Source organism: Diplocloster hominis (assembly GCF_032380655.1).
In the GTDB taxonomy this organism is placed as follows: domain Bacteria; phylum Bacillota; class Clostridia; order Lachnospirales; family Lachnospiraceae; genus Diplocloster; species Diplocloster hominis.
The window spans coordinates 143,307-161,097 of the sequence record NZ_JAWDIY010000003.1 but is presented as its reverse complement, the minus strand read 5'-3'; the positions used below and the strand labels follow the sequence as shown (position 1 = coordinate 161,097).

At 47.7% G+C, this 17,791-nt stretch carries 12 protein-coding genes; all 12 read left to right on the top strand.

Annotated elements, in window-relative coordinates; genetic code table 11:
* Positions 1-6: 6 nt before the first annotated feature.
* The 12 genes from ABC831_RS04185 to ABC831_RS04130 all read left to right on the top strand — a co-directional run bounded on the left by ABC831_RS04185 (position 7) and on the right by ABC831_RS04130 (position 17,712).
* Entirely contained in the window at positions 7-261 is a 255-nt protein-coding gene (locus tag ABC831_RS04185; RefSeq protein WP_343246990.1) for a helix-turn-helix domain-containing protein, read from the top strand.
* A gap of 371 nt (positions 262-632) precedes the next feature.
* Complete coding sequence (locus tag ABC831_RS04180) at positions 633-2,186, top strand: response regulator transcription factor (protein WP_343246989.1); 1,554 nt, start codon at positions 633-635, stop codon at positions 2,184-2,186.
* A gap of 142 nt (positions 2,187-2,328) precedes the next feature.
* A complete protein-coding gene (locus tag ABC831_RS04175; protein WP_343246988.1) occupies positions 2,329-3,930 on the top strand; it encodes a sensor histidine kinase in 1,602 nt (533 codons plus the stop codon).
* Positions 3,931-4,039: 109 nt separating this feature from the next.
* The gene (locus tag ABC831_RS04170; protein WP_343246987.1) at positions 4,040-5,299 is read left to right on the top strand and encodes an ABC transporter substrate-binding protein; all 1,260 of its coding nucleotides are present in this window, start codon (positions 4,040-4,042) and stop codon (positions 5,297-5,299) included.
* 104 nt (positions 5,300-5,403) lie between these two features.
* Complete coding sequence (locus ABC831_RS04165) at positions 5,404-7,209, top strand: cache domain-containing sensor histidine kinase (protein WP_343246986.1); 1,806 nt, start codon at positions 5,404-5,406, stop codon at positions 7,207-7,209.
* A 154-nt stretch (positions 7,210-7,363) separates the two neighbouring features.
* Positions 7,364-8,980 carry a response regulator transcription factor gene (locus ABC831_RS04160; RefSeq protein WP_343246985.1) on the top strand — a complete coding sequence of 539 codons (1,617 nt, stop codon included), beginning with the start codon at positions 7,364-7,366 and terminating at the stop codon, positions 8,978-8,980.
* 120 nt (positions 8,981-9,100) lie between these two features.
* A complete protein-coding gene (locus ABC831_RS04155) occupies positions 9,101-10,420 on the top strand; it encodes an ABC transporter substrate-binding protein (RefSeq protein WP_343246984.1) in 1,320 nt (439 codons plus the stop codon).
* A gap of 128 nt (positions 10,421-10,548) precedes the next feature.
* Positions 10,549-11,442 (top strand): carbohydrate ABC transporter permease, encoded by an 894-nt coding sequence (locus ABC831_RS04150; protein ID WP_343246983.1) that lies wholly within the window; start codon positions 10,549-10,551, stop codon positions 11,440-11,442.
* The gene (locus ABC831_RS04145; protein ID WP_343246982.1) at positions 11,432-12,322 is read left to right on the top strand and encodes a carbohydrate ABC transporter permease; all 891 of its coding nucleotides are present in this window, start codon (positions 11,432-11,434) and stop codon (positions 12,320-12,322) included. Before ABC831_RS04150 ends, ABC831_RS04145 begins: the two co-directional genes overlap by 11 nt.
* A gap of 135 nt (positions 12,323-12,457) precedes the next feature.
* On the top strand, positions 12,458-14,836 hold the full coding sequence (locus tag ABC831_RS04140; protein ID WP_343246981.1) for a right-handed parallel beta-helix repeat-containing protein: 2,379 nt from the start codon (positions 12,458-12,460) through the stop codon (positions 14,834-14,836).
* Positions 14,837-15,149: 313 nt separating this feature from the next.
* Complete coding sequence (locus tag ABC831_RS04135; RefSeq protein ID WP_343246980.1) at positions 15,150-16,931, top strand: sensor histidine kinase; 1,782 nt, start codon at positions 15,150-15,152, stop codon at positions 16,929-16,931.
* A complete protein-coding gene (locus ABC831_RS04130) occupies positions 16,909-17,712 on the top strand; it encodes a response regulator transcription factor (RefSeq protein ID WP_343246979.1) in 804 nt (267 codons plus the stop codon). The genes ABC831_RS04135 and ABC831_RS04130 overlap by 23 nt, the downstream gene beginning before the upstream one ends.
* The last annotated feature ends 79 nt before the right edge of the window (positions 17,713-17,791 follow it).

The window sequence follows — 17,791 nt, the reverse complement described above, 5'->3', positions numbered from 1 at the left end:
TTGGCTATGATTATGAAAAGAGAAATCTATGAGATGGACTTGCCTCATCGGGCGATAACGATTTATATGTATTTAAGAGACAGGGCGGATAAACAGGGGAGATGTTTTCCATCCGTTCATACAATTGCCAATGATTTGAAGCTTTCCACGAGAACTGTTATAAGAGGAATAGGAGATCTCGAAAAATCAGGAGTCATAAAAAAAGAAAATAGATTTCGATTCAATGGCGGTAAAAGTAGTAACATGTACTATTTATTATGATATTTTCTTCAACAAGGGTATATGCCGTTTGGATATAGACACGTGGTATATGCCATCACGACATCAGATTGTTAAGCAGACAATCGAAATATATAATATTATACGGAAAATGATTATTAATACCTGCTATTCTAATATCTCAACTACAAAATTGTATTAGGATATAAAGATTTAAAACTATCATTTGGAGTATACGTAAACAAAGAATAGATTACACCGTTTAAATATTCAATTTGTAAATCTAAATATATTAGGTATTTACCAAAAACTGTAAAATTATCAGAATATTTAAATTCCACCATATATGTTATAATTAATATCATTTATGCAGGATAAAGAAAGAATTACCATAATCCGGGGGGATAAAAAGCATGGATATACAGCTTCTGATCGTGGATGACGAGAGAATGATCCGGGAGGGAATCGTGAAAGCGATCCCCTGGAAGGAATATGGAGTCACGCATTTGTGGACAGCGGCAGATGGTTTCGAAGCGCTGGAGATTCTAAACGAGCATAAGATTCAGGTCATGATAACTGATATCCGGATGCCGGAAATGAGCGGCCTGGAGCTGGCTCACAAAGCGAAAGAATTACAAAGTGATATAAAAATTGCGATCCTCAGCGGGTATTCAGATTTTGAGTATGCCAGGAAGGCAATCACAATAGGTGTCGAGGACTATCTGCTGAAACCCATTAAACTGGAGGAATTAAAAAAGCTGGTTACTCATCTGACCCGGGAGGCAGATGAGAGAGAAAAACAGAAGGAATCCGAACAAAGGGCATACTGGAGAGCGCAGATCGAGTCCGGGATGATCCGAAAAAGCACCTGCGTCAGCCAAATTCTGTCGGATTATACGAGGCATCCGCTGGAGGGGAAAATCGTTTGCGCCATAGTTGCTTTTGACCGGCTCGATGTCGGACAGCCAGCCATAATTTCTGCTGCTGAAGCATTAAAACAGGTGATCCGGGAACAGGAGAAGGAGTATCTGTTTCACACGGAAAGCAGATATGTCGCAGTCTGCTGTCTGGACATGAAGAAATCCCGTGATAAGGTGTGCATTAAAATTCAGCAGATGTTAAGCCAGTGGAACCGAAAGGCAAAGGAGAAAGAAATAGCAACACTGTCAGCAGCCATATCCAACCCGGCTTCTCTTTATAAATTGTTTGAAGTGCAGACAGAAACCGAACGGTATTTGAACAGGCGTTTATATATGGGGGCAGAGGTTCTGATCGATGGAGCGCAGTATCAGCCGGAGTACGATAAGGAAGTGTTCATCGTAAAGGATGAAGACTTGCTGGGCCGGTATGTGACCGGCCTGCAAAAAGAAAAGGCCTGCAGATTGATTCAATTACGATTTGAAGAGATGAAAAAAGCTAAGCTCACATCTTACGATATCGTGAGAGGAATATGCCATAACCTGTTAACGCTACTAGTCAGAAATCTGCAAAGCATAGGCGTGGATGTGAAATCTTTACAGACAGAACAAGGCGGCCTCCTAAGGATACCGGATTTGATTACACTGCAGCAGTATTCTGAATGGATGCAGAATCGTTATGCAGAAATCCTCTCACAGGTAGCGGACAGTGGAGAAAACAGGAACACCCCCGCGGTTATCGCTGCTTTATCCTATATCAGTGCCAATTACCGAAACGAAATCAACCGGGATCTGGTGGCGGAACATGTTCATTTGTCCGGTAATTATTTTAGCTATGTATTTAAAAAAGAGATGAATCAGTCGTTCAGCGAATATTTGAACAGATATCGGGTGAAGAAGGCCAAAGTGCTTTTGGATACCACTTCGATGTTGACAGGAGAAGTGGCACGGGAGGTGGGCTTTTTGGAGGAGAGTTACTTTTCGTCGGTCTTCAAGAAAGTCACCGGTTTTTCGCCTTCGGTGTACCGGAAAAGGGGCGGGAAAGAATAGAAAGGATTACCGAATGAGAGGTATAAGAGATCGGTTCCAAAACCAGGGTATCCATAAAAAATTCCTGTTTAGACTGTTCTTGCTCTTGCTACTGCCGCTGGGTATTCTGCTTATATTCGTAAATGTACAGTTCAGAGGCAGTTTGAACGAACAAGATTGCCGGGGGGCGCTGGAAAGCCTGAAACAGACAAAATCCGGAATAGTGAATTTTATCATGGACATTGAAAATATATCTCTGGACATGGCGATGAATCCGGAGGTGAAAAAGGCGATCACCGCAGATCCCACAGACTTGATCCGGCAGGCGGATGCACAGTTTCAGATCGAATTCGGTGTAAAGACGAGAAGCTATATCCGCAATGTGTCCATATTTACAAAAGACAGAATCATATGCCAGGCGGGAGATCATGTGGTAAGAGAAGACGTGGGCATGGTCCCGGAGATGACGAGCATGGAAGGGAGGACAATTTGGCAGTCGGAATTCCAGGGGGAAACCAATGTCTACGGAGCTCCCTATCAGAAAATGTATATGTACCGGGCGATCCGGGATCCTGACTGCCATACCGATACGTCCCCCCTTGCTTATGAACGGTTCACCGTCGATGAGGCGGCGTTTAGAAAGCTGTATTCGGGAATAGCGGAAACGGCAGGTACAATATATGTACTGGATCATAACGGCAAAGTCATGTCATCCAGCCGTGGGGATATGATCGGACTGGATTTCCCACTTCTGCCGGAGCCTGATTTATCGGGCAGAGAAGGCTATCTGATCCGCAGAAAACAGGTCGCTGCCTACTACACCATAGAACAGGCAGGCCTTCTTGTGGTGAAAATAGATCCGGCAAATCAGGTGCTGCGCAGTAGCGCTTCGGTAAATCAGGCTTTTATGATGTGCTTCCTGTTTATACTGATCTTTGCGGCTGCTTTTCTTGTGTTCGAACGAAGAACAATTCTGATTCCTCTTGGAAAATTGTCCTACGCGGTATCTATAGAATGGAATGACGAATTTGAAATTCCGGCCGTCGACGACAGCCGGGGTGAGATCGGCCAGCTGAATGCAGCGCTTATAGAAATGGTTGATTACATTAAGCGGCTGATACGGGATCAGTATAAGATGAATATTGCAAGTAAAGAAGCACAGCTGCGCCTGATACAAAATCAGATAAATCCGCATTTCCTTTATGGCGCGCTGGACTGCGTCCGGCAGATGGCAGAAAAAAGTGAAAATCAGGACATTGTGGAGCAGGTGGACGCATTGGACGATATCTTCCGCCAAGCATTGAATTCCGGTGCGGAGCTGACTACGGTAAGCAGCGAGGTGGAGCATTTGAAGAGTTATCTTCTCATACAGAAGAACCGGTTTGGGGACAGGATAAACATTGAGATTCAAGTGGAGGAGGAACTTAAACAGTATCCGGTTTTGAGATTGATCCTGCAGCCGTTGGTGGAAAACGCCTGTATACATGGTCTGGAGAAGAAGCGCAGGGGAGGTATTATACGGATAGCTATATACAGAGATCAGCAGGTCATAGTTTACGTAGTGGAGGACAACGGAGCGGGAGCCGATGAGGAGCGGATTAGAAGGTATCTGACACGGGAAGGGGACAGAGAAGAAGCTTTTGCTCTGTGTAACATTGATGAACGTGTTAAATTAAGGTTTGGTGATCGATACGGCTTGACTTTTTGTTCGCAGGTTGACGTGGGCACCAGGGTGGAAGTAAGATTTCCATATGAAGAGAACTAAGCTGCAGCGGACGGAGCAGCCGGGTAAGGCATATGAAGAATATGCGTATGATACTGAAATGGGACCTTTGGGGAGGAAGCATGAAAGACTGATTTTAGGGGGGAAAAGTATGCGGAACAGAAAAATGTGGTATTTTATAGTGCTGCTAGCAGCGGCGGGCCTGTTGCAGACGTTTGGATGTGGCAGAAATGCAGAGGAGCGAGTGGAACGGGAAGTCCAGGAGAGAGTTCAAATACGTTTTTATGGTGAGGTAATTGATTATCCTTCCGGTCCGCTTATGACGGAAGCATTGGTAGAAAAATGTAAGAATCAGATTGATGTAGTCCCTGAAGTGGTGGATTGGGGAGCTTTGGAAGAGGAGATCATCCAAGGGATCACTTCAGGACAACCGTCCGACATCTATCAGTATCCGATCCATAAAATGAAACTGTTTTGCAATATGGCGCTGGATCTAACTCCATATGTACAGGACGATCCTGAATTTGCTTCCAGATTCAGGGAGAATGAGTGGCAGAAATGCATGATAGACGGTAAAATTCTGATTGTACCGTGGGAATACAATTTCCCTGTGGTTCTGGCGAACAGAGAAATTCTGTCAAAAGCAGGGGTAGAGATCCCTGATTCCTGGAGGTATGAAGATTTTTGCGCGGAGTGTGAAAAAATAAAGGCTTTGGGAATCTATCCTTTTGCTAACTCTATTGACCGTGGACATGGGAGCTGGCTGTACCGGAATGCCATACTGTCCACCACCCTGAGCGCGGGAACCTATGAAGAATATAAGAACGGAAATCTGTCCTTTGAAGGGGAAGAGAACAGAGAAGCTTTGGAGTCCATAAAGACTCTGTATGACAAGGGCTATATGTTCCCGGGGGAAGGTGCGGCTACAGCTGGTTACGACGAGATCAAGGCGGCCTTCTTAAACGGAGAACTGGCAATGATGACGGATGCCGCTGCCGGCGCGGTCGCCATGGCAAAAGAGGCGGAAGAAAACGGCGTCCGGGTCTGTCTGGTTCCATGGCCTGCAGCGGGAGAAGCAGATGCTGTTCATAGCGGTGATAACGGTCTTTTCATACCAAAAAACTGTAAAAACCCGGATGCAGCGATGGAAGTGATCAAGGAATTTACAGATCAGGATATACAGTCCATACATGCGGAATATGGCTATATCCCTGCCAATACTTTCGTGGAGACCGGGGATGAAATGATCCGGGTTATGATGGATCAGACCAGGATGATCTATGCGGAAGATCCGCCGAACCGGGATATGGAAACCTACCGGGGAAGAAAACTGATTCCAGAACTGATTCTAGGAAATGGAACGGAGGCAGTTATGGAACAGATGGAGCAGATCCGATTACAGGCGGAATAAACCTATTTTGAGATACCTGAAATAAGCCGCAGTAAAGCGGCACTGGAGGAAATGGATACACCGTACCTGAATATAGCCGCAGTAAAGCGGCACTGGAGGAAATTGTGATTAGAAGAGTAAAGAAATGGATCAAAGATTTGGGGATCAGCCAGAAGTTCATGGCAAGTCTCTGCGTATTTCTGATCATACCGCTGGTCATCCTGCTGTTTGTGGTGAACTATAGTGTGCGAACCAGGCTCAACACCAGGACCTGTGAGATTAATCTGGAAATCCTGAAACAGACCCAGGCCGGTATCGAAAATTTAATCAATGATATCGAGTTCGTATCCCTGAACATCGGAACCGATCAGCAGGTGCAAAGATTAATAAGGATGTACAACCAGGGAGCATCCAGCACGGACATCGAAAAACAGCGGGTAGATGCAGCCTTTCAGATTCGTTCGGAACTGGAATCACGGAACAATATCCGCAGTATTTCTATTTTTAATGAGAAGGATATCATTTACCAATTTGGGGATTACGTGATGCAGGAGGACCGTCAGTTCGTGCCGGTCTTAGATGAGCTGGGGGGAATTCCCATATGGAATGGGATTCATGAAGGAGCGACGACAAGCTATGGGGCTCCTTATAATAAACTGTATATGCTGCGGGCGGTAAACGATTATGATACACTACAGATTATTGCCTATGAAAGACTGACCGTAGATGAAGCCGCACTGCTGGAGCAGTATCGGGGAATTATGGGTGAAGAGAGCAGCATTTATATACTGGACCGGGAAGGAAACATCTTATCATCTTCAGACCGGGCCAGCTTGGGTAAAAATTTCGTACGGATTCGGGAGGAAGAAATCCCGGATGATGCTTCCGGTTATCTGGTACGGGGCGGTGAAGTCATCACTTATTATCCTATTGCCCAGGTGGGCTGGCGCGTCGTCAAGATCGAGCCGACGGATACTCTGTTCCAGAGCAATAATGCAGTGAACACGATTATTCTGCTGTGCATTGTCCTGACCCTGATCTTCGGTCTCAGTTTCATGCTGATGCAGCGCAGAACAATGATTGCGCCGGTGGTAAAACTTTCTCAGGACGCGAAGCAATTCCAGGTAGAACATTTCAAAGTGCCGATCTACAGTGACAGCCACGATGAGATCGGCGAGCTGAACCGGAATATGTCCCGTATGGTGGACTATATCCAGGATTTGATCCAGAACCAGTACATCAATGAGATTAAGAGGCGCGAGATTGAATTAAAATATATGCAGAGTCAGATCAATCCTCATTTTCTGTACAATGCCCTGGACAGTATCCGGTGGATGGCCGTGGTTGACGGACAGGAGAAGATCGCCGAGCAGGTGGAAGCGTTATCGGATATTTTCCGTCACGCTCTCAGTTCCGGAAGAGAGATCGTCACCGTAGCGCAGGAGGTGGAACATCTGAAGAGTTACATTCTAATTCAGAAAAACAGGTTCGGTGACCGGATCCGGGTAGACATCCGGATGGAAGAGGGCCTGGAAGAATGTAAGGTCTTAAAGCTGATCCTGCAGCCTTTAGTGGAAAATGCGATCGTGCACGGATTGGAGGATAAGGTCGAAGGCGGCAGAATCGCGGTGGATATCAGCAGCGAAGAGGATACGCTTCTGTATGTGGTGGAGGATGACGGAGTCGGCACCGATGAGGACAGGATCAACCACTATCTGCAGGAGCCGGAGGAAGAACACAACGCCTTTGCACTTAAGAATATCGATGAGAGAATTAAGATTAAATACGGTGTATGCTACGGAATTCACTTTACGTCTGAACCGGAGATAGGTACCAGAGTGGAGGTCCGGCTGCCGAAGATATTAACGATGGCTGAAGGTGGCAGTCAAGAGAGCCATACCATTCCAAGCGATAGTCTGCCGGAGGTATAAACCCGGAGATTAAATTTGAATATCGTACAAATTTATATAAAATCGTAGTTTTACAGACTTCTCTCCCTGCGGTTTTATCGATAGAATAGATACAGAGATAATATTACTGGCATGCTGCTCTTCCAGTGTCTCTGGTCACTGCAGCAGAAAAGAGGTGGCAAAAGTGGATGTGGAATTACTAATCGTGGATGATGAAGTACAGATCCGAATGGGGATTGAAAAGGGGATTCCGTGGAAAAATTTCGGAATTACGAAAGTGGTCACAGCGCCAAATGGGATCGAAGCGCTTAAGGTCCTTAAGGAGGATCCGGTACGTATCCTGATCACCGATATCCGAATGCCTGGCATGAATGGGCTGGAGCTGGCCCAAAAGGCCAAGGAATGGGATGATACTATTCGGATCGTCATTCTGAGCGGCTATTCTGAATTTGAGTATGCGAAAAGGGCGATCAACATCGGTGTGGTCGACTATCTGCTAAAGCCCATCCGCCTGACGGAGCTGACGGAGCTGATCACCCGGCTTATGGATGAATTCCATGAGCAGGAGAAGGAGCAGATCGAGAGGCAGAAAAGCTTGTTGATAGATGAGATCGTACAACATATCCTGACGGAGAACCTGGAAGAGGATACCTTTCAGGAGCGGCTGGAGATTTTTACGGGTTTCGGCCGGCAGACTTTGGTTTTGAGCAGCCTGTTTGAATTCGACACGAGGGAGGCGCGGGAGATTTCCCGGGGAGAGCCTCTGCTTCTGGAGAAACTCAGAACCTATGCGCAGAATGATCATAACGGCTTTTTATTAACGCTGAACCAAAGATATCTGTATTTTACGAAGATGGATATCAGCCGTTCCAGAGCGGAAGTCACCGCACAAATCAGGAGACTGCATAATGATATTAATGAAGAACTGAGGGGATTAAAGATAGGTTCCGTAACGGTGGGAGTATCCCAAAACTATCCACTAAGTCAGCTGGTCACGGCCTGCCGGGAGTGTTTAAAACAACTAAACCACCGGCTGTATCTGGGCACCGGTGCGATGAGCATATACGACGGCAGCCTTCGACGGGAGGAAGCGCCCTACATTATGGAGAACGAAGAACGGCTCCGGCAGTACATCATCGGATTTCATTATGACAAAGCCCAGGATTACATCGCGGAACAGTTCCAGAAGATGAAAGAGCGGAAGGTGTCCTCCTACGATATGGTCAAGGGAGTGTGCCTGACGCTGAAGCAGTTTCTGTTCCGGCATATCCGGGAGACCGGACTGGATGTGGAGAGCGTCCTGGAGAAAAATAAAACCACGCTTCTGGAGGTCCCGGACCTATTCACGTTAGATCAATACCAGCTGTGGATCAGTAATCTCTACTATCTGGTGCTGCGCGGGGTGTCGGAGCATGCGGATCAGGCGGTGAGCGGGACTGTAATGGCGGCGGTGGCCTATCTCTCCACGCATTATCATGAGGATATTACGGTTGATTTCATCTCCGCTTATGTAAATAAATCCAGGAATTACTTCAGCTACTTGTTTAAAAAAGAAATGAAGGTATCCTTTACCGAATATCTGAACCGCTACCGGGTGGAACAGGCCTGCAGGATGCTGGATTCCTCTACGGAACTGACGATCGAGATCGCCCAAAAGGTCGGCTTCCGGGACGAAAAGTATTTTTCCACGGTATTCAAGAAGATCGTGGGCTGTCCTCCTTCCGTATACCGAAAGACAAAAGGCATCGAGGTGGAGGAAAAAGGGGTTCCGTCGGGGATGAAAAAATCGTAGAATTTTAAAAGAAATCGTAGATCTGTCACCTGTCTGAAGAAAAGAAACCATAGTATCATAAAATCATCCCAAGAAACAATAAGCACGAAACAAGAAGGACATGAGAAGGAGGATGAGAGCATGAAAAGAAGAGCGATCGCGGCGATACTGACTGCAATCATGAGCGCGTCCATGGTTCTGGCCGGATGCGGACAGAAAGCGCAGAGCGGGGAAGCCGCTCCCAAGGAGACTTCACAGCCGGCCGCCAATGAGGTGAATCAGACGCCCGCCGGAGAAAGTAAGGAGAAAACCACCGTAAAATTTTACGGAAAAGTCATCGAATATACTTCCGGCCCCCTTATGGTGGAAGCACTGCAGGAAAAGGTAAAGGACAAATACAACATCGATGCAATCCAGGTAGACTGGGCGAACTTAGAGAAGGTCATCCGCACCGGTCTGGCCTCGGGAGATCCCTGCGATATCTACAATTATAATCCCTACGATATGGCCACCTTCGCCGACGCAGCCGTGGATCTCACCCCTTATCTGGACGCGGATCCGGAATGGAAAGCCCAGATCGGGGAGGACAAATTAAAGGCGGCCACCGTGGACGGCAAGATTGTGGCGATCCCCTGGGAATCCAATTTTACCGTTATCATAGGCAACAAAAAACTACTGGACGATGCGGGGGTTACGGTTCCGGAAAAATGGACTTACCCAGAATTCAAAGAAGCATGTAAGAAAATCAAGGATACGGGCGTGTTTCCCTTTGCCAATTCATCCGATCTGCAGCATGGAGAGTGGCTGTTCCGGCCCGCTATGCTCTCAGAGACCTTGAATGCGGACACTTATGATTCCTACATAAACCATGAATTGTCTTTCAAGGGCGAAGAGACCAAGAAGGTCCTTACGGACATCAAATCCCTCTATGATGAAGGATACATGTATCCCGGAGAGGGCGCGGTTACCGTCAAGAGCGATGAGCTAAAGGCGGCCTTCGCCCAGGGAAAGCTGGCCATGATGACGGACATCGGCGCAGGCGCGAAAGTAACGGCCGATGAATTAAAGGCATCCGGCATCGACGCGGTGATCATACCCTGGCCCAGTGTTTCCGATATACCGGCGTTAAACGGCGCGGGAAACTGCTTCTTCGTTCCGAAGACCAGCAAGAACATCGATGCCGCGGTGGATGTGATCAAAGCGTATACACAGACCGATATCCAGTCGATCCATGCCCAGGAAGGTTATATCCCGGTAAACAAAGAGGTCCAGATCAGCGACGAATTCGTGAAAACGGTAGTGGCCCAGTCGGAAACCTGCGTACCCGATGTAGTATGGCCGGCGGAGATGAACGATTACCGGCTGAACAGCCTGATACCCGACCTGATCTTAAACGGCGGAGTGGATGCGGCGATAGAGAAACTGGAAGAACTGCGCTTGAGCGCACAGGCAGGTGAATAAAGAGGCGTGCATAAATAGCAGGTAGTAGACCGTAGCTGCCTGCTATCTTTATGCCCTGGGCTGCGGCCCCGCCTGAAGGGCCTGCAATAAGAATGCTGATATATAATTAAATTAAGAAGGTGATAAGAATGAGGAAAAGTAAAAGTATACGTACCAGGCGGGTTACCGGATTCGTCTTTCTGGCTCCGGCCCTGATATTCATTCTTTATGCGACGGTGGTTCCCTTTGTCTGGAACCTGGTTCTGTCCTTTCAGAAATGGGACGGTTTCAGCAGTATTACATTCCGGGGAATCCAGAACTACCTGACCGTATTCAAGGATCCGGCGATCTTAAAGAGTATTGGAAATTCCATCTATTACGCGCTGGCATCCACGACCGGCGGGATTCTGGTGGGCCTTATGCTGGCCACGTTAGTGTTCAAACTTGCGGGAAAGGAAGGTTCCTTTTTTCGGCTGGTCCTGTTCAGTCCGGCCATGCTGCCCACCGCGGTAGTCGGCCTGATGTTCACGTTTTTTTATAATCCGGAGATGGGCCTTTTGAACAATTTCCTGAAACTGATCGGTCTGGAGAGCCTCAATCATGTATGGCTGCAGAATAAAAGCACCGCTATGATTTGCATTATCTTTGTCGCCGTCTGGAAATGCGCCGGCCAGGTGATGCTGCTTTGCTTCGCTTCCATGCAGACAATACCGGGATCTTTGTACGAGTCGGCCATGCTGGACGGAGCGTCCTACTGGAAACAGATCCGGTATATCACGCTGCCGCTGATCAAACCGATGATACTGCTGGCGACGATCAATACGCTGGGAACTCAGTATAAATCCTACGATCTGATTTTTACAATGACCCAGGGAGGTCCGGGATCGCTGACCACGACCGTCCCGATCAATATGACCAAGATGGCATTTTCCTATGGGAAATTCGGGGAATCCGCTGCGACCGGTGTGATCTTCACTATCGTCGTTATGGCCAGTATACTGTTGGCAAAACGTTTCTTAAGGGGGGAAGAATATGAGTTCTAATGCGAGATCGGCAAAAGCGCCGGGCGGCGCGGTCAAGAAAAGCAAATCCTTTAAGCCGGGGGAAAGAATAGCCAAATGGTTTGTGCGCATCATTCTGATCGTGTTCGTGCTGATCACGATCTACCCGATGATCTTCGTGCTGCTGACTTCCCTAAAGACCACCAACGATTTTTATAATAATATCTGGGGGCTGCCGAAGGTGTACGAATGGGCGAACTACACCTACGCCTGGATGACCGCCAGTATCGGAAAATATTTCCTGTCCAGTATTATCGTAGTATTCGTAGTGGTGGTTGTGACTTTAGTTCTGTCGGCACTGGCAGGTTATGCCCTGGCAAAACTGGATATCCCAAAAGCGGATACGGTTATGATCGTTATTTTTATGCTGACCATGCTGCCTTCGGAATCTGTACTGATGCCCATGTATCTGATGACCAGTAAGATGAAGATTCTGGGGACCCATCTGTCTTTGATTCTGCCATACATTGGCTGGGGACTGGCTTTTGCTACCTATATTTACCGGAATTTCTTCAAGACGGTACCCACGGAGATCATGGAAGCGGCCCGGATCGACGGCTGCACTGAGACAGCGACTTTCGTCAAGGTGGTAATGCCCATGATGCTTCCCGCCACTGCGACCAATGCCATCTTCTGTTTCTTAAGCTGGTGGGGAGAGATGCTGTGGGCTTCCGTAGACTTATCCACCTCCAGCATTAAAACACTGCCGCTCGGAATCACCGCGTTTGTACAGAGCGCCGGGACAGACTGGGGTCCGCTGTGCGCGGCAAGCTGTATCATTCTGGTGCCGGTTGTCCTGTTTTTCCTGTTCACCCAGAAATACTTTATCGCCGGGCTGACGGGCGGCGCGGTCAAGGGCTGAGCACATCCGGTAAATGTGGCAGACAGTGTAATAATACTTGTCCAATTCCGGAATCACACGGAAATGCACTCTTAATACATACAGTATACTATAAGTTCCAAACGTAATACGATTAGAGAAAGGAATCAGGTATAAATGACAGACATGAAATTGAATCTCTATGTATCGCCATCGGGTTTTGACGACGCCTGTGGAAGTCTGACACATCCCTATCTCACGCTTAAAAGAGCGGTTCAAAGGCTTCAAGAGGAAAGCAGAAACTATAAAAATGCCAATATCTTTCTCAGGCAGGGCAGTTATTACATAGATACGCCGGTCGAGCTGAACGAAGAAACACTGGGGAGCACCGGCATTCGCCTTACAATTACGAACTACCGGGATGAAACCCCCGTGATGACCGGAGCGGCGCCGATTACGCCTCAGTGGACGGTCTATGAAGGCCCTGTCCTGGCGGCGGACATCGGCCCTGGCCGGAAGGTGGATGCCTTTTATGTAAATGGAGAACGCCAGATCATGGCCAGGTACCCGAACTACGAACCGGGAAAAACTCTGGGCGGCTATGCGGCCGACGCCATCAGCAAGGAACGAGTTGCCCGCTGGAAGAATCCGGCCGGCGGTTATATCCGGGCACTGCATCACGCCGAATGGGGCGGTAATTCCTATCGGATCACCGGGAAAACGGCGGACGATGAGCTGCTGTATGAATGGGTGGGAGATAATAACCGCGGAAATGAAATGCATGCGGTTAAGCGCATGGTGGAGAATATTTTCGAGGAGCTGGATGCGCCCGGCGAATGGTACTATGACAAAGAAACGGGAAAACTGTACTACTACCCGCCGGAGGGACTGGAGCTTAAAGGAGCGGAATATGGGGTCGTGACTACCGAAGAATTCATCAGGATTACCGGAAAATCCTTCCGGTCGCCGCAGAAACATATTACGATCCGAGGGATCGGCATGATCCGCACACACCGGACTTTATTTACCGGAAAATATGAACGGCCGCTCCGTGGAGACTGGGGAATGGTGCGCTCCGGCGCGGTGTTTATGGAAAATGCGGAGGATATCCGGATTTTCGGCTGCTCTTTTGAGGATATCGGCGGAAATGCCGTAACCATGTCGGGATATAATGAGGAAAATCAAGTGGAAGACTGCCGCTTCCTGCACATAGGAGCCACTGGAGTCCTGGTGATAGGAAAGAGGAGCGCGGTGCGGGATGCTTCCACCTATGACGGGGAGAACCATAAAACTGAAATTCATGATTTTACACCGGGTCCTGCTTCCGATGAATATCCGCGCCGCATCACGATCGCAGACAGTTATTTTTTCGATATCGGTACCTACGAGAAGCAGACGGCCGCTGTCTGCATGTCGGTCAGCGAATATGTGACAGTGCGCAGGAACACGATCCACCACACCTCCAGAGCCGGTATCAATGTGCACGACGGAACTTTCGGCGGGCATGTCATCGAAGGCAACGACCTCTTCGACTGCGTCACGGAGACGGCAGATCACGGTCCCATCAACTGCTGGGGCCGGGACCGGTACTGGTCGGTTCCGCAGCATGACGCGATGGGCTACTATGGACGGGATAAGCGGGCGTTTGCGCTGCTGGATGCGAGAAGTACCTCCGTGATCCGGGGAAACCGGGTATATGCCACTTACGCCTTTGGGATCGACATCGACGACGGAGCGTCTAACTATGATATCTATAATAACCTGTGTATTGGCGTGGGAATAAAATTGCGGGACGGGTTCGACCGGCGGGTGCATAATAATGTGCTGATCGGCTCGAACCTGGAGAATCATATGAGCTTTGCCTACAATCACGATCTCATTTATTCCAATGTGATCTGTTCCCGAAAGATCTGCAATAGTCTGTGCATCAATGAGGGAGCCACCACGTTCTTCTCCCATAACCTGTACTGGAATATGGGAAATGAGGTTCTGGACCTGCCGGAGCCGGACTACAAGTCTGTGACGGCGGACCCCGAATTCCTGGATTTTAAACATGGAGACTATCTGGTCGGAGAAGATTCCCCTGCACGGAAACTGGGATTTATTAACTTTCCCATGTCGGATGAGGACTTTGGAAGGCCGGATGCCCCGAATCCCCCCCAATTTGTCTATGTGGACGAGGTGGATACAGACCAGACCGTCCGGTTCTATGATGTACTGCTGTCGAATATCACAGGGGAGGGCATGCGCTCGGCCGCCGGACTGCCGGATTTGTCGGGGGTATTCATTCTGGAGCGGGACGTTTTGGGACTGTTCTGCAAGCTGGGGCTGCCCATTGGGACCGGCGATGTGATCCGGCGGATCGGGGATCGGGTGATTGGAAATGTGGAGGATTTCCTGGAGGCTTTCCAGGAGATTCCGCTGAACACCCCGGTGACGATCGGAATCTACCGAAGCCAGAAGCCGCTGGAGCTTACGTTTATCAAACAGACCGAGGATTTCACATCGATTACGGAGGAAGCAAAAGAGGAGTGGCAGGAGAACGTAGTAAAATAAAAATCTGATATCGTAAGATCGTGTATGATTTGCGTAGAATATTATATAGTTCTTTTGGATGTATAATGCTAAGATACTTATGTCCACTATACTTTAAAACTATCTACTGCTTCTCAAAAAAGGCGTTGTACCCGGCTGAGTTTAAGCCGGGCGGCAGCGTCTTTTTTGTGTGAAAGACAGACATGTTCGTTCCCGGCTCACCGGAAAAAATTATATATTTTTATAAAATCGTAGATAAACATAAAAAATCGTAGAATTTTCGATATATTATTTAAAAATTTCCATTTATCATTATGGAAAAGGGGGTGTCTGCATGCTAAAACTGAGCAATCTGAAACTATCTTCAAAATTCGGTGTGACAATGCTTCTTCTTCTGATCCTTCCTATCAGTATCGTGGCTATCGTGGTAGGAGGAGTTGTCAGTGCGTATGATTTCAAACAGGCCTGCGCGGCTAGGCAGGAACTGTTAAGCCAGATAGGTACCGGGGTTGAGAATTTTACCAGAGATATGGAGTATTTATCCAAAAATATTTTAAGTAATAAGAGTGTGCAGAACTTGTTAAAGGAATACCGTAATCCTTCCTTAAACTCAGTCAGCCGTCAAAACCTGGCGGCCGGTTTTTCTGCACAGGATCTATTGGATTCTAGGAATTTTATAAAAGCAGTTAGTCTCTCGGATCAATTTGGAATCATTTACCAATACGGACTGCGGGTTTATCAGGAGGATGATTCATACATAACCAGAGTGGAAGAGCGGTCGGGTTCCCCTTTCTGGACGGCCGCATACAGGCAGAAATATCCGACGGATTATTATAGGAAGTATCTGGACGGAGAATATGTTGTATCACTGATGAGAATGGTCAATGATCTGACCCAACTGGGGCGCTCGTTGGGCATGGAGCGGATCACGGTGGATGAAACCTATCTGGAATCCATCTACGCCGGGCTAAAATCCCCGGAGGGGGTGATGTATCTCTTCGATGGAGAGGGAAATATCGTCTCATCCACAGACAAGTCTATGCTGGGAACTAATCTATCAGGTGACGAGAGCTTTTCCGGACTCACCGGCCAGGGTAGATTTGCAAAAGCCGGAAAAGTATATTTTTATCAGACAATACCGGGGACGCAGTGGACCCTGGTTTGGGCAGAACCCCGCAGTGTTTTTTTAACCGGCCAGAGGGAAGTGTTTGGTCTGACAACTGTGAATATTCTCATTATATTGCTGTTTGGCACTGTATTTATGATTGTCCAGTATAAAAGCATCATATGGCCGGTTTCCAGCTTGTCCAGGGAGGTACAGGATTACCGCGAGGGTAATTTCAAGATTTCCACCCACACGACATGCAGGGATGAGATCGGTCAGTTAAATACAGCTCTGCAGAAGATGAGTGATTATATCAGTAATCTGATTGAGCGGGAATATAAGAGTAAGCTTACGGAGCGGGAAATGGAGCTGGAATATCTTCATATGCAGATCAATCCTCACTTCTTGTATAATACACTGGATTCCATCCGCTGGATGGCAGTTATGGAAGATCAGCCGAAGATCGCCGAATGTCTGGAAGCCATGTCCGGCCTGTTCCGGCACAGTCTGAACCGGGGAGAAAAGCATACTACCTTCCGGGAGGAAATCAAGAATCTGGAGCGCTATCTCATATTGCAGAAAATGCGTTTTCCGGATACGCTGGAATTCGAGATTGCCGCGGATCCGGATATCCTAGACTGTAAGGTGATTAAGCTGCTGATCCAGCCACTGGTGGAAAATGCGGTGGTACACGGAATAGAGCCCAAGCGGGGCGGCGGCAGGATTATAGTAACGATTGAAAAATCGCATGGAAAAATCTGCTGCCGGGTAGAAGATAATGGAGTCGGCATTGACGTAGAAGCAGTCAGGGCGTTCCTGGACGGTTCCGACGAGACGCACAAGGCATTTGCTCTGAAAAATATACAGGACAGACTCCGACTGGAATACGGGGACGATTATGGTATTCATATAAGCGGCAGGAGGAATGAGGGGACAACGATCTGGGTTTATCTGCCGATGATCTATGTTTGCGGGGAGGATGAGGAATATGAAACTTTTGATCGCGGATGATGAAATTAATATTCGCATGGGCTTGAGCAAAAGCGTGAATTGGGGGTCGCTGGGGATCGACAGCGTGTACACCGCAAGAGATGGGGAAGAGGCATGCAGAATCTGCGAGGAACACCGTATCGAACTAATACTTACCGATATACGGATGCCGGAAATGGACGGACTTGAGATCGTCAAAAGACTTCACTATACACCCTATCAGGTAATTATTATGAGCGGATATGCGGAATTTGAGTACGCACGGGAAGCGCTCAAGCTGGGGGTGGCGGAGTATCTGCTGAAACCGATCAATATAGAAGAGTTAAAGGAAGTGGTAAAAAAATGTATTTCACGGATCGAATCCAGCCATTGCGCAAGTTCGATTCTGGGATCACCGGTTTCCAAAGGGCTGGAAGCTCATCAGTTAATCTTCGGTGGGGATCCGAAGTTAAGCCTTTCTGAAAATACATTTGACAGTTCCATTATACAAGCTTTTATCTATATCAACGATCATTATATGGAACACCTGACCATAGAGGATGTGGCAGGGTATCTAGGAAAATCAAATAACTATTTCAGCTCAAATTTCAAGAAAAAGGCGGGGATCAGCTTCGTGGAATATCTTACCAGAATTCGGGTAAGGCATGCAGGGAGGATACTAAGGACCACAAATCTAATGACCTATGAGGTAGCGGAGGCCACAGGATTTTCAGACTACAAGCATTTCTCTACCGTATTTAAAAGTGAGACCGGATTAACTCCTTCCGAATACCGTAAGAATTATGAGAACTTAAAAAAATAGGATCGTAGAAAAACAGATAGTTTCGTTGCAGGAGCCATGTACGCTGGTTACCACCTTTTCTATAATAGATTTGTAAGGA

Coding starts and splice junctions, on each gene's coding strand:
- ABC831_RS04185 (WP_343246990.1), top strand. CDS start 7: ATGATTATGAAAAGAGAAATCTATGAGATGGACTTGCCTCATCGGGCG.
- ABC831_RS04180 (WP_343246989.1), top strand. CDS start 633: ATGGATATACAGCTTCTGATCGTGGATGACGAGAGAATGATCCGGGAG.
- ABC831_RS04170 (WP_343246987.1), top strand. CDS start 4,040: ATGCGGAACAGAAAAATGTGGTATTTTATAGTGCTGCTAGCAGCGGCG.
- ABC831_RS04155 (WP_343246984.1), top strand. CDS start 9,101: ATGAAAAGAAGAGCGATCGCGGCGATACTGACTGCAATCATGAGCGCG.
- ABC831_RS04150 (WP_343246983.1), top strand. CDS start 10,549: ATGAGGAAAAGTAAAAGTATACGTACCAGGCGGGTTACCGGATTCGTC.
- ABC831_RS04145 (WP_343246982.1), top strand. CDS start 11,432: ATGAGTTCTAATGCGAGATCGGCAAAAGCGCCGGGCGGCGCGGTCAAG.
- ABC831_RS04140 (WP_343246981.1), top strand. CDS start 12,458: ATGACAGACATGAAATTGAATCTCTATGTATCGCCATCGGGTTTTGAC.
- ABC831_RS04135 (WP_343246980.1), top strand. CDS start 15,150: ATGCTAAAACTGAGCAATCTGAAACTATCTTCAAAATTCGGTGTGACA.
- ABC831_RS04130 (WP_343246979.1), top strand. CDS start 16,909: ATGAAACTTTTGATCGCGGATGATGAAATTAATATTCGCATGGGCTTG.